This window comes from Haloferax sp. s1, assembly GCF_058382125.1.
Genome location: NZ_JBZRPK010000661.1, coordinates 1 through 13,129, shown reverse-complemented (window position 1 = coordinate 13,129; position 13,129 = coordinate 1). Strand labels below are relative to the sequence as shown.

Here is a 13,129-nt window from a genome sequence, read left to right as displayed (position 1 = left end):
CACACCCTCAAAATGCGAGTCGACCGCTTCCATAATTCGTGGGTGGGCAGTCACGCGAGCGTCCGCAAATGGTTCTCTGGATATGTTGTACACTGCTCCGGGACGTCGTCTTGGCGCGTCCCGGTGGAGTTTCATGGAGGACTTTTTTGCGCAGTTCGAGAGTGAACTCGGCGTTCAAGGAGAGGAATAGTACACCTCTGTTTTCACTCAATACGGGCGTGTCATTGAGTCAGGACTGGCGTCTACACTCTCCGCTCCGTTTCGAGACGGTTTCTTTGTCTTCCGAATCGAATCAGCGAATACAATACGGACACCCTCGTGTCGGAACCAATGGAGAGTCCGAAGCCAACGCGGGACCGCCGTCGCGTCGTCGAAGCGTACGAGTCCGCCTACCCCAACCCGATACGCGTCAGCGAGGGTGACGAACTGACGATAGAGGAGCGCCCGACGGAGTGGGACGGTTGGCTCTGGTGTATCGACACTGACGGGCGTGAGGGATGGATTCCAGAGTCCTACGTCGAAAAGCGGAGACAGCGATGGGTCAGCCTCGAAGACTACGTGGCCCGAGAACTCACTGTCGAAGCCGGTGAGACGCTCACCTCTCACTACACTGTTGCCGGATGGGTGTGGTGCGAAAAACCGACCGGTGAGACCGGGTGGGTGCCGTCTGAAAACCTGCGTTCCGCCGATGCTTTTTCTCCCTGACTGTTCCCGATTCAGACCGATTCTCGGACGAACTTCCCGCTCAGCGAAAGCATTGCGAGACCGAGGAGAGCGGCGAAGACGACGATGAACATGGATATCGGGTCGCCGAGGTCCGAGAGCGCGCGGGACCGAACGAAGTTGGCTGCGAGCACCGTCGTCACCGCGAGAAGCGCGATACCGCCGACGTTCGCGGCCGTCGAATTCGGTTCCGGAACTGCGTCGCTGTTGAGCAGATAGAGCACCACCGCGATGGCAAACGGCGTTCCGACGAGACCGAAGGCGAGAACGAGGATGAGAAGCGGGAAGAACGCGCCGCCGACGAATGCGCCGAGTCCGGACAGAAGCGCGACAGCGGCCAGAAGCGCCCGGTAGCGACTGTCGGATACGTCGGTTCCCCAGCCCAGTTTGTCGGCAATGAGGTACGGTGGGACGATGGTGTTGCCGCCGAGCGTCGAGGCGGCCGCACCCCAAAGTCCGAGCAGGAAGAGCCACTTCGCGTTCGACCCGACGAGCGGCCCGAGCGCCTGTGCGGCAGCAACTGCGGAGAGTTCGCCCGCCGCAATCTCCGGCGAGTGCAGGACTGCGGCTGCGACGAGGAAGATTACGAGGCTGTACACGCCGAAGGCGACGAGCATCGAGATACCAACGTCGAAAGTTGCGAGTCCGTAGTCGCCGGAGGTCCCCTCGCGAGCGCGCATCGTGTACGAGTGCATCGTGATGAGCGTGATGTGGACAGCACCGCCGAGGATACCGGCAGCGACGAGCGCGCCGTCAACGCCCGCCGGAATTTGAGGGACCAGTCCCGAAGCGGCGACACCGAAGTCGATGGGCACGAGGAAGAGCGACGCGACGAAGGCGAGAACGACCACCGACACGAGGAGTTTCGCGGCGTGTTCGATGAAGCGGTAGCCGCGGCCGACTAACCCGGCAGCGAGTATCACTGCCCACGTGACGCCCCAGAACTTTGCATCGATGCCGGTGACGGTCGCGCTAATGTCGGCAAGCCCCTTCATAATGACCAGTTGGGCGAGTCCCGCGGCCAACACGGTGTCGACGACGAGTATCCACGCCCACTTCTCACCGAGGTGTTCTTCGACAACGGTGGCGATTCCCGCTTCGGTGAGGAGACCGAGACGCATCGACAGATACTGTGCGGATGCGCCGAGGATAGCCGAGAGAACCACCACCCACAGGAGCGTGTAACCGAAGGTCGCCCCCGCGGTGATGACACTGGCCATCGTCGCCGGTCCGATGGCAATCGCCCCCGCAACCCACGAGGGCCCCATCTCAGCGAGATACGCCCGTAAACTTCCGTCTATTACGTCCGATGTTCCGTGTGTTGCCCCGTCTAAACTCATTGACTCTGTGGCGACAGTCTACCGCTAAAAGTGTTTCCACATGGTGGTACCACTCGGTGTTTTCATGTGGATACTCCCACAAGAAAAGGTAAACCAACGACGACCCTGATGAGGATTCACCACATTTTATGCTCTCAGAAACGTAGTACGAGAAGTGACTGGTATTTCAGATTCTCTCCGGCTCCTTTTCGAGACATCGATAGAACGAGATGAGGACCGATACGTCGTTTCGATTCCGAAGGAACTCGTCGAAAGCGGGTCAATATCCACTGATGAACTGTATCGAGTTGCGCTGCTGACGAGTCAGGGAACGACCGAGTCAGAGCCCGCTCCGGAACCCGCCGTTTCGAGACCGGAAACGTCCGAGCCGACTCCAGAGTCGGTTCAATCCGGCGTCCGGTCCGCAACGCGTGACCCCCGTGGTTCTGAGTCGCGTCAGCCCCCGGTTGCAGAAGGTGACGTTCGGTCGGTCACGATCGATACGCTTGGCGACCAGGGCGACGGTATTGCGAAGGTCGAACGCGGGTTCGTCATCATCGTGCCCGGCACGAAGCCCGGCGACCGCGTTAACGTCAAAATCACCGACGTGAAACAGACAGTCGCATTCGCCGAACCGACTGACGAAGTAATAGCCGACTAAGGCGAGGCTGGCCAACGCAGCCCGTCAATTTCGTTCGTCGCGCTGACTTGGGCTTTCACCAGTGACGTCGCTATCACTGGTCAGTCCCAATCAATGAATTAGGAAGCGCCAAGCGATGAAGTAGACAGTCTCGGTCAATAACGAATTACGAGGGCCTTTCAGTCCTCGTGACGCGTCGTGAACGTGACGGGGTGACCCTCAACCCGATGACCGTCGGGCGTCGTCGCCGTCGCGACAGCGACGTACGTCTCTCCGGGTTCGAGATCTTCCACGTCCTCGTCGAACTCCTCTGGCTCGTCTGTGTCCATGTCTTCGACGGCCTGTTCCGTATCGTGCCGGTCCCCCTTCTTCCAGCAGATAAAGCCGGGACGGACCTCGCTGGCGTCACCCAGCGAGACGACTTCACCGTAGAGTTCTGCTTCGTCTTCTTCGATGTCTTCGGGTGAGTGCGTCTCGACGACGGGACCGTTTGCCGAGTCTTCGTCACCAGTGGAGAAGGAAACGGGCGTTCCGGTGACGGTGTCACTACCAGCCTTCGCGTACGCGCGGAACTGGTACTGGGTGTCCTCCTCTAGTTCTTCGACCACTGCAGTGTACGTGCCTGCCGACGACTGGCTTCCGGCCTCGACGGCGGTTGCCGACTCGGGTCCGTGATCATCGGCCCAGTACTCGACGCCAACCGTCGCCGACGAGTGGTCGCCGAGTCCTGTGAGGTTACCGCCGAGCGTTGCGCTGGTCTGGCTGACATCTGACGCGTTCGTCGTCACGATTTCGAATTCGTTGCTACCACCATCGCCGCCATCGCTATCGCCGAGTACAGCGGCTTTCGCGTCGAGCAGCCCAGCACCCCCTTCGTCCGAGTCAAGCCCGATGTCCGAGGCGGTCGACGTGAGTCGCTCGCGTGCTTCCGTGTTCGAGGCACCGTTAGCCATCAACACTGCGCCAACGCCTGAGACGTGGGGCGTTGCCATCGACGTTCCGGAAAAGGCTCTGTACCCCCCACCGATGATTGTCGACGTGATGTCGGACCCCGGTGCGGCAATATTGACCTCCGGCCCGGTCGAGGAGAACTCCGAGAGGTCGTCGTCGGGGTTGGTCGAACTCACGGCTATCACTTCGTCGTAGGCCCCTGGGTAGTGGACGCAGTCGTTGCACGGCCCTTCGTTGCCGGCAGCCCCGACGAGAAGCACACCCTTGTCGTAGGCGTATTGGACCGCATCCTCAATCACAGATGAACTAGACGTTGCACCGATACTCATGCTGATAACGTCGTAACCCTGGTCAGCGGCCCACCGGATTCCCTCTGCAATGTCGCTCCCGGACCCGCTGCCGTCTCCGTTCAGCGCTTTGACCGCGTGGAGGGTGACCTCCGGCGCAACACCGACGACGCCCTGGTCGTTGTTGACAGCAGCGACGGTACCTGCACAGTGGGTGCCGTGGGTATGGTCGTCGTTCCACGGTTCGTCGTCCCGCTCTGAGTCGACAACTGCGTATCCCTCGCCGAGAATCGGCTTGAGGTCGGGGTGCTCACAGTCGATTCCAGTGTCTAGAACTGCCACGTGCGCGCCCTTGCCCGTCTGCCCGGACTGAACGGTCGTGTCCGCCTTGACCTTCACACAGCCCCAGGGCATCGACTGACCGAGTACCTCGACCGTGATGTCCGACTCGACGTAGCGAACATCGCTTCGGCTTTCGAGTTCAGCCAGTGCCTCGTCACTGAAATCACCGATGACTGCGTCTCCGCGCTCACCGAAGTCGATCTTTTTCTCGACGGCGTCGGCCCGCTGGCCCGCGACGTCGACCCCGTACCGTGATTTCGTGCCGACAATGTGCCGGGAATTGTCCGCCGTTTCTTGGGCAGACCCAGTCCCAATGAACCCCGTACCTGCGATACCCGCCCCAATCGTTTTCAGGAGTGCCCGCCGAGAGACTCCAGCCACAGCCTTTCCGTTTTGCATCATCAGTACGCACGACACAGAACCGCAAGGGCCTACTCTCGATATTGCCTCATCTACGGCGTCATCTAGGGCGATATATATCGAGAACGAGTTCTAGAAACGGCCAAAATAGGGCTTTAGAGGCACTCAGGACCGTCTGTGGGAAATGAATATTATATCTGTAGTGGGCGCCGACCCACACTCCTGATCGAAATATACCGAGGGTGGGCAGACCCACTATCGATGTATATTGTCAGCAGCAACATGCCCTAACATCTCGTCTATTCAGAAGGAAGATGCGAAGCAGTATATCTGCCATAGCCCTCACTCACGGAAACGAGGAGACGGCATCATGACCTTCTGTACGAACTGCGGAGACGTAATCGACAGAAGCGAGTGGTATTCGTTCGCCGCCCGACGTGATGGCGACGGAACCCTCCAGACCTACGCGTTCTGTTCGGAGAAATGCCGGTCCGAGTATTTCGACGAACCGATAGCGGCTGACAACTGAGAAGGGCTATGCTAATTCACTGGTCCCCGAACAGCGAAGTGAATAGTTTGCGTTCGGCCCCCCGGAGGTGGTGGTTGAACGTCGACTGAGAAATGCCAATCAGGTTTGCAACCTCCTGACCCGTGGTATCTCGTGGTTCTTCGAAGAACCCGCTTTCGTATGCTGTCCGAAGCACTTCATACTGGCGCTCGGTCAGTTGTTCTTCGAGAGACGTGGAGAATTCCTGGGTCGTTTTTCTCGAGCGCTCACGGTCCCGTCGGCTCAGTAACTCTGTCTCGCCGTAGTTATTCTCCAGTAGCTCGACGATTTCACGGACATCTGCGAACCGCGGAAGTTCAATGACGATGTGTATTGCCGACTGGTCAGCCGTTATCTCCTGTGGAAAAGCGCCGTAGTTGATGAGCGGTTCTGCAATGATAGAACCAGTGACGGTGGCCTCGAACAGGTGCTTGTCACCATTCTGCCGGACATGTGTGATAGACTCAACCGAGACTGATTCGTCCGCGAACGAGAGAATATCTTCAATCGAGTCGGTGGTCACGTTGAATAGGACACGTGATTTGTTTCCGGATTGCGGGATAATCGCTTCAAACTCGACCTGCGTATCTGCCTTCCGGGCAATCCGGTTCAAGACGCTATCCGGTTCGTGGACCACCAGTTTGATTTCGGTGACTTCGTTGGACATCGTCCCCCGCTTCCGCTGGATGGCGTTGATAGTGTGGGCGACAGTGCAACCTAACTCTTTGAGAACGTCCTTGACCAGTTCGTCGAACGCCGACTGCTGATTTGCGTACACTGTCAGTACCCCATAGCGAACATCTTGGTACTCCAAGGGGAGACTGATGACGGACTGGTACCCACTATTGAGTGCTTTCTGTCGCCAAGGTTCACTCCGGAGACTTTCGGCAATATTCGGAACCACCGTCACCGTTCCCGACTTCATCGTCTGGACTGTCGGTTCGATGGATTCGTCGATGCCGAATGAGACCTGGTCGAGGTAGTCGCTTCCTTCGGTAACCCACGCCCGTGGGTTGATAGACCCTGTAACCGGGTCCTGTTCACCAATCCAGGCGAATGGGAACCCACCACTCTCGTGTAGTTTCTCGCAGACGGCCTCTTCGATCTCCTCGCGTGACGATGCTTGTATGAGCACTTGGTCGATCTCTCGGATGATTTTGTTAATCCAATTGAGCCGTGTGAGCTTCCAGTTTTGCTCCTTGAGTTTCTGGTCTCGCTCGTGTAGGTCCATCTCGTGGTCGATTCGCTCGAACGCGGCTTCGGCCGTCGCGGCTAACATATCGACGAGTTTGCGAGTATGCGTGTCGAACGATTCGACGCTACTACAGAGGGTAACGAGTACGCCTCGGTCACCGATTGGGAGAAAGAGACCGCTTTCTGCGTCCGTACACTGCGCCATCTCGAACGTTGATTCGACGGCTTGGAGGTTGTCCACGACGGTTGTGTCTCCGCTCACAAAGACGTCCCAGATAACCGAGTTATTGGTATCTGGACCCACAGACTGATTCTCGATGTCGCACCCGGCTAACTCCGGCGTCGCGGCAATGGGCTCTAAGATATTATTCGTATCGTCTATACAGTATATTGCAACGTGAGAGAGGTTGAGCACCACTCTCGAAGTGTTAACGACGAGTTCGGCGACATCAGATTTGGTTTCGGTGTGGAGGAGTTGTCTGGTCGTGTGGTGAAGTGTCGTGAGAATCTGTTCACGCTCTTTCCGTTCAGCAGCGGTAATCCACAGTCCGATAACCTCACCAAGTTCGTTGAACGCATCCAGTTCTTGCTTGTCGAAGGCGTGCGAGCGGTTGACAGAGAGCGTCAGTATACCGTGGATGGTCGAACCGAAGACCAGTGGAACCGCAACAACCCCCCTAAACTGGTCGTCGGACGTTTTGTACCCTTCCGATACGGCCGTCGACCGCTCAGCGAGATCTTGGGCAAACTGCACCCCTTGGGTTCGGTTGGCTGTCGCGAGGGGTTTCTGCTCGTACAGTCTCTCAGTGGCATCTATCGCTGTATCGAGTTCGTGTTTCTCGCACCCTGCCCACGCTACCGGCATGAACTGGCCGGTGTCAGTAGCGAACTTGCCGACCACAGCAAAATCGTACGAGGGTGCAGCAGCGACACGTTCACAGATTGTCTGTTCGATCTCGCTGTGGTTCGATACGTCGACGAGCGACGTGTTGATATCTCGGATGAGCGTCTCGATTCGGTCTCGTATCTCTAATTCGTCTTGTTGCCGAGCGAGTTCCGTCTCGTGTTCTTTCCGCTCTACAGCGTATCGAATCGACCGCATAAGCTGGTCGAGACCGAGACTATCTTTAAACAAGTAATCTTGTGCACCGATCTCGGTGGCCTCAATCGCCGTCTCGCGTTCCCTACGCTCTGCTAACACGATTATCGGCAACGCTGGTGCTTGGGAAGCGACTTGGTGTACCGTCTCTAGACCCTCACTCCCGGGTAGGTCAAGAGCGACCATCACCAGGTCGTGTGTGTCCTCCGAAAGGTGCTTCATCCCCTCGGCAAGCGTCTCGTCGTGAGTTACGCTGGCAGTTTCTGCGACACCTCTCAACTGGGCCTTTTTGAGGTAGTGGGTGATGAAGCGAGCATCATCTGGGTCCTGGTCGATCAGAAGTATTCGGAACGTATTCTCATCTTGCATGCTAATCCAGAGCGTCGCATCTCAGGGTCACTGTTCAGTTAGCTTGACCACTCCCGTCGATTTCAGGTGATTCGCTGTCATAGGAGTCAACAGCAAGCAGACAATATTTTGTTATTTTTCCCACACGATTCATTTTTCATTACTATGCGAAGATAAACAGAGTATCTCTATCACGTTATTGACTCGCATATGGGTCACCTGTCGAACCATGTTTCGAACGGTCAACCCTCAGTTGTCGCTCGTTCGAAATATTTTGGCTCGATGGTATCAGCACCGATTATCCAGTGCTGGAACTGTTTGGACTATCGGTCCACAGCATTACGAAGGTGAACGTAAATTCGTTATCATGGTCCGAAACGGAGCCCGGAAACCGCGTCAACGTCGATATTTCTGATGTGAAATAATCCCCCGAGCCAATGAGATTCACCAACATCACCTACAGTTAGTATATTCCAACCGAGTTGCCATTAGGCACGCTGCCGTGACTAGATCGTACTCGATGTCTGAACGAACACCAACAAAATCTGCCTCTACAGAGTTCCGACGTTGGCGTCCGGCAGTCAGGCAGGGACTTGTGCTGTGGACGCTCATCGCGCTCGGGTGGACGTTCATCCCGGCGGACCACCCTGCACAGATTGCAGTCGTCTTCAGCGGTATCTATGGGGCGATACTCCTTCCGATTGCCGTCTACTTCGACCGTCGAGAAAGAATCGAGTTGTCGCAGTCGACGCAACCACACACTAACACGAAACACGAATCTTCTGGCTTGGTCACACAGTATCTGCCTTGCCGTGGTGACTCTCACGACACGTCCTGTCTGTGCAACTGCTAACCGTATTATCGACTCACTCCGGGTGTTTCACACCCGCTTAGACAGCGGCATTTGCGCGTCTTTCCTCTCGGCGGTCGTGTCTCGCTTTGAGGAGTTCGCGATAGCGGTTTCTAATCGTCACTTCGCTGATGTCGGTTACTTCGCTCACTTCTTCCTGAGTTATCTCTTCGTCGGCTAACAGCGCGCCAGCGTAGATAGCTGCGGCCGCGAGACCCACGGGGCTTTTGCCGCTATGGAGTCCGTCTTGCTTCCCGTTCTGGAGCAGTGAGCGTGCACGCCGTTCGACTTCGTCCGTCGTGCCGAGGTCAGAGACGAACCGCGGAAGGTACTGTTCCGGGTCTGCCGGCTGGATATCGAGGTTTAGCTCTCGTGAGATATACCGGTACGTTCGCGTGAGTTCCATTTTCTCAACGCGGGAGACGTGTTGAACCTCGTCGAGCGACCGCGGAACCCCGGCTTGCCGTGCGGCGGCGTAGATTGCGGCCGTGGCGACACCTTCGATGGAGCGACCGGGAAGGAGGTCATCCTGAAGCGCCCGACGATATATCACACTCGCCGTCTCGCGGACGGTATCCGGGAGGCCGAGTGCCGACCCCATTCGTTCGACTTCGCCGAGTGCTTGCTTGAGGTTCCGCTCTTTTGAGTCGCGAGTACGGTATCGTTCGTTCCACGTACGCAGACGCTTCAACTTCTGACGCTGGCGAGTCGAAAGGGAGTTGCCGTACGCGTCTCTGTCCTGCCAGCCGATATTCGTCGAGAGCCCGCTGTCGTGCATCAGGTTCGTCGTCGGCGACCCGACGCGAGATTTCTGGTCGTGCTCTGCGGAATCGAACGCTCGCCACTCCGGACCGCGGTCAATCTCGCCTTCTCGTACAACCTCTCCAGTCTCGGGATCGACCCACTCGCCGTGTCGTTCGTCGTATACGAGTTCGTCCTTGTCGAGAGCTTTCGGGCCGTTTCCCGTCGTAGATTCCTGTGTGTTACCGTCGCCGGCCGCTTCAGTTTCGTTCGTCGCTATCCGCCACGGGGTAGAAGTTGAGTCCGACATTGAGATACAACTACGTTATTCGCTTGTAACCTTGGACCCTAGTTTGGTACATTCCAAATCACTACCAAGCGAAGCGACGGCCGTTGTTCTCGGGGCTGTTTGCCGTCGGTCTCGATGGGTATCTACAACGAAGTTGTCAACCGAACTCGGACAGCCGCAACAGTGTTCTTTTACAGGTTCTCCCTACAGTACAATTAGATGGCTAAAAAGAACTCGTCGGAAACTGAAGACCGAAAAGACGACCACATTCGAATTATTCAGGAGAAGGACGTCGAAACGACCGGAACCGGCTTCGAAGACGTCCAACTCGTACACGAGGCACTCCCGGAGTTCCACCACGACGACATCGATTTATCTGTTGATTTTCTCGGTAGCGAACTCGCTGCACCGATTGTCATCGAGAGCATGACCGGCGGGCACCCGAATACGACGAAAATCAACCGGGCACTGGCCGCTGGCGCTGCCGAGACAGGAATCGCGATGGGAGTCGGAAGTCAACGAGCGGGACTCGAACTCGACGACGAGGACCTCCTCGAATCGTACACGGTCGTCCGAGACGCCGCTCCTGACGCGTTTATCTACGGGAACATCGGGGCTGCACAACTCCGGGAATACGAGACTGCCATGGTCGAACGTGCCGTCGAAATGATTGATGCCGACGCGCTCGCGGTCCATCTGAATTTCCTCCAGGAAGCTGTCCAACCTGAAGGAGACATCAACGCCGAAGGGTGCTTAGCAGCCATCGAACGTGTCTCGTCGGAGCTTTCGGTTCCAATCGTCGTCAAAGAGACGGGCAATGGTATCGCCGGCGGAACTGCGAAATCGCTCACGCAGGCGGGCGTCGATGCGATTGACGTTGCCGGTAAAGGTGGCACGACCTGGTCCGGTATCGAAGCCTACCGGGCGGCAGCGGTGAACGCCTCGCGCCAAGAGCGGGTTGGCACGTTGTTCCGGTCGTGGGGTGTCCCGACCGCTGTCAGTACACTTGAGTGTGCTCGTGAGCACGATTGCGTGATTGCGAGCGGTGGCGTTCGAACCGGCTTAGACATCGCGAAAGCGATTGCACTTGGCGCACAGGCTGGCGGACTTGCAAAGCCGTTCTTAAAACCAGCTACGCAGGGAGTAGACGCGGTTGTCGAGCGAGTCGAGGACCTCATCGCTGAATTACAAACTGCGATGTTCGTCACCGGGTCACAGAACGTGGCGGAACTCCAAAACGCCGACTACGTCCTCCTCGGTGACACCCGCGAGTACGTCACGCAGCGTCGCGACTGAAATCAAGCTCTGATGCGTTTCTCGCTTTCAGGCGCTGAGTTCGAGTTCGGCGGGGTCTACACGCTCTTCAACCTCGGTACCGAGCGTGTCACTTACGAACTGTTGAGCTAGCCACGCTTCGGCACGGGTCAGTCGATATTGGAGCGTCGACCCCGGAACGTCGATTCGTTCCGAAATCTCCTGTACCGAGTTCCGCCGCGGCGTTTCGTAGTAGCCGAACTCGACTGCCGCTTCGAGGGCGGCCTGTTGCTCGGGCGGGAGTCCGCTCGTTCCAAACCCTTCTTCGAGCCAGCACTCGGGTTCGCTGATTCGCTGGACGCTGAGCGAGAGTCCCTCGCTCAAACTATCCTGTACCTCCTCGTAAATCTCGCCGACGGTATCGTCGTCGGCGATGAGGAGTCGCCACTGGTACTGGTTTCCGCGGCGTTCGGCTTGCATCAAGAGTCCGTCGCCGATATGCTTCGCGGCGACGTACGGAATCGACTGCACGCCGTCTCCTTCCTCTCGACAGGAGTAGATGATTCGACCGTTGGGCGTACTGGAGAGGATTTCGTAGTCCCACTCGACGACCGGCGCGCCGCACATCCCGATGACGGCATTTCCGAGTGCAACGTTGTCGATGAGGGTGTCGAACGTTTCGAGCACCTCTGTCGGTCCTGTGACTCGGTCTAACCGCCACATCGCGTTGGCGGTTGCGTGGACTGCCATCGTTTTCGAGTGTAAATCCGGATTCTCGATGAACAGGTCCATCACCTCGTCTGCTCCCTTTTCGTACTCGACGGTAAAGACGAACTCGCGCACGGTACTGGGCTTATTCGCTCGGTGTCTATAATTTTGTTTGGAATGTACCAACTGGTCTGCTTTCGAGTCGTCCACAACCCTTCGGTGCACGTACACTTCAGCACCATGACGAATCCGAGGGGTTAACGGTCTCCCATTTGCCAATAGCGGATATGGTCCCTCTCACACGCAGACGAGTCCTCTCCGGAGCGGTCGGTCTTTTCGCCGGTTTCGCCGGATGCAGCGGTACGACAGAGCACTCGGTGACCGAGACGGCGAGCGAGTCGCCAGCTACGGGCGGGTCGGTTCCCTCGCACTACGCGCTGCGGCACACTGACGATGACCCGTCAATTTTGCTTCCGGACGAGCCTCGACGGACGAAGACAGCAACGTCGTCGACGCAGGCCGGCGTCCCACCGAAAGTCGCACAGGAACGCGGCTTCGTCACGTCCACCGAAACCGCCGAACAGATGTGGTTCGCCGATGTCGACGGGGCGGCCGAAGCACGCCAGTTTGTCGCCGACACCGACTTCGACAGCGAGACGATTTACGTCGAATTTCAGCAGGTAAGGGAGTGTTTCACGCTCGAACTCTGTTCGGTGACGTGGTCTGAATCGGATATTCACACGCAGTACGGGAGCCACTACCGGTCTTCCGACGTCTCCTGTCAGACCGACACGAAAGGCGGCGCGTCGTGGCTCATTCGTATTCCCGAGGTGCTCGACCCGGATGGGATACACAGTTACGGGTCGGGGTGGAGCAGTGGAGGCTGTCATCGACCGCGTGAACACCCCGAAGACGGCGAAGCGACGACTGAAGCGCCTCACTACGGTCCTAAGCCGCCCGCAAACCGGACCCAAACCGCGACGACGGAGCAAAATCAATGACGGACGAACAGGGACCACCGCAGGCCCGAGACGGACAGCACCATACAGCACGGGGCAGTGCAACCCGCCGCGGTTTCTTCGCACTCGCGGGAGCCACTGCACTCGCAGGTTGTACCGGACTCGGTGACGTGCTCGGAGATAACCCGCCGAAACTCGACGGAGGGGAGCTCAAAGGCGTTCTTTCGACGCCATTCCCGTCTGTCACTGAGAGATTTCCGATTCCCATCGAAGAATCGTACCTGAACGAGACGGCCGCGTCGGTGGAGCAGCGGCTCACAACAGTTCCAGCGCCGTTTGACGCTCAGGAAATTCCCAACGGTGCGATTCGGGAGGAACTCTCGGAGATGTACGACGACGCGACCGACGAACTCGAAGATGCCGCCGATGAACCGTCACCACTCGAAACGATGCGAACCCTCCGCGACGCCCGCGAACAAACCCGGGCGGTCACGGCGTCGTGGGCGGCTATCGACGAC

Annotated in this window: 11 protein-coding genes and 1 pseudogene; 7 read left to right on the top strand and 5 right to left on the bottom strand. The window is 57.7% G+C overall.

The window, feature by feature from the left end:
* Positions 1–330 precede the first annotated feature (330 nt).
* Complete coding sequence (locus QT222_RS15620) at positions 331–705, top strand: SH3 domain-containing protein (RefSeq protein WP_491477688.1); 375 nt, start codon at positions 331–333, stop codon at positions 703–705.
* A gap of 11 nt (positions 706–716) precedes the next feature.
* Here the strand turns inward: QT222_RS15620 and QT222_RS15615 are convergent, their stop codons facing one another.
* Complete coding sequence (locus QT222_RS15615) at positions 717–1,991, bottom strand: NRAMP family divalent metal transporter (protein WP_491477689.1); 1,275 nt, start codon at positions 1,989–1,991, stop codon at positions 717–719.
* Between the two features lie 226 nt (positions 1,992–2,217).
* Here QT222_RS15615 and QT222_RS15610 point away from each other — a divergent pair, with 226 nt between their 5' ends.
* The gene (locus tag QT222_RS15610; RefSeq protein WP_004056182.1) at positions 2,218–2,703 is read left to right on the top strand and encodes a TRAM domain-containing protein; all 486 of its coding nucleotides are present in this window, start codon (positions 2,218–2,220) and stop codon (positions 2,701–2,703) included.
* 158 nt (positions 2,704–2,861) lie between these two features.
* On the opposite strand, the gene QT222_RS15605 is transcribed toward QT222_RS15610, so the two are convergent.
* Positions 2,862–4,664, bottom strand: a complete 1,803-nt coding sequence (locus QT222_RS15605) for a S8 family peptidase (protein WP_491477687.1) — start codon at positions 4,662–4,664, stop codon at positions 2,862–2,864.
* 328 nt (positions 4,665–4,992) lie between these two features.
* On the opposite strand from QT222_RS15605, the gene QT222_RS15600 reads away from it, so the two are divergent.
* The gene (locus QT222_RS15600; protein ID WP_004056187.1) at positions 4,993–5,151 is read left to right on the top strand and encodes a DUF7576 family protein; all 159 of its coding nucleotides are present in this window, start codon (positions 4,993–4,995) and stop codon (positions 5,149–5,151) included.
* A gap of 16 nt (positions 5,152–5,167) precedes the next feature.
* Here the strand turns inward: QT222_RS15600 and QT222_RS15595 are convergent, their stop codons facing one another.
* Positions 5,168–7,831, bottom strand: coding sequence for a bacterio-opsin activator domain-containing protein (locus QT222_RS15595; protein WP_004056189.1), 2,664 nt, complete (start codon positions 7,829–7,831; stop codon positions 5,168–5,170).
* Positions 7,832–8,405: 574 nt separating this feature from the next.
* On the opposite strand from QT222_RS15595, the gene QT222_RS15590 reads away from it, so the two are divergent.
* A complete protein-coding gene (locus QT222_RS15590; RefSeq protein WP_004056191.1) occupies positions 8,406–8,663 on the top strand; it encodes a hypothetical protein in 258 nt (85 codons plus the stop codon).
* A 37-nt stretch (positions 8,664–8,700) separates the two neighbouring features.
* Here QT222_RS15590 and QT222_RS15585 read toward each other — a convergent pair whose 3' ends face one another.
* Positions 8,701–9,711, bottom strand: a complete 1,011-nt coding sequence (locus tag QT222_RS15585; protein WP_491477686.1) for a transcription initiation factor IIB — start codon at positions 9,709–9,711, stop codon at positions 8,701–8,703.
* A 198-nt stretch (positions 9,712–9,909) separates the two neighbouring features.
* On the opposite strand from QT222_RS15585, the gene fni reads away from it, so the two are divergent.
* A complete protein-coding gene (gene fni, locus QT222_RS15580; RefSeq protein ID WP_004056194.1) occupies positions 9,910–10,986 on the top strand; it encodes a type 2 isopentenyl-diphosphate Delta-isomerase in 1,077 nt (358 codons plus the stop codon).
* Between the two features lie 27 nt (positions 10,987–11,013).
* Here fni and QT222_RS15575 read toward each other — a convergent pair whose 3' ends face one another.
* Positions 11,014–11,787, bottom strand: a complete 774-nt coding sequence (locus QT222_RS15575; protein ID WP_491477685.1) for a helix-turn-helix domain-containing protein — start codon at positions 11,785–11,787, stop codon at positions 11,014–11,016.
* 152 nt (positions 11,788–11,939) lie between these two features.
* On the opposite strand from QT222_RS15575, the gene QT222_RS15570 reads away from it, so the two are divergent.
* The gene (locus tag QT222_RS15570; protein WP_014732679.1) at positions 11,940–12,653 is read left to right on the top strand and encodes a hypothetical protein; all 714 of its coding nucleotides are present in this window, start codon (positions 11,940–11,942) and stop codon (positions 12,651–12,653) included.
* A pseudogene (locus QT222_RS15565) lies at positions 12,650–13,129 on the top strand (hypothetical protein); the annotation flags it as partial. The gene QT222_RS15570 and the pseudogene QT222_RS15565, both read left to right, overlap by 4 nt.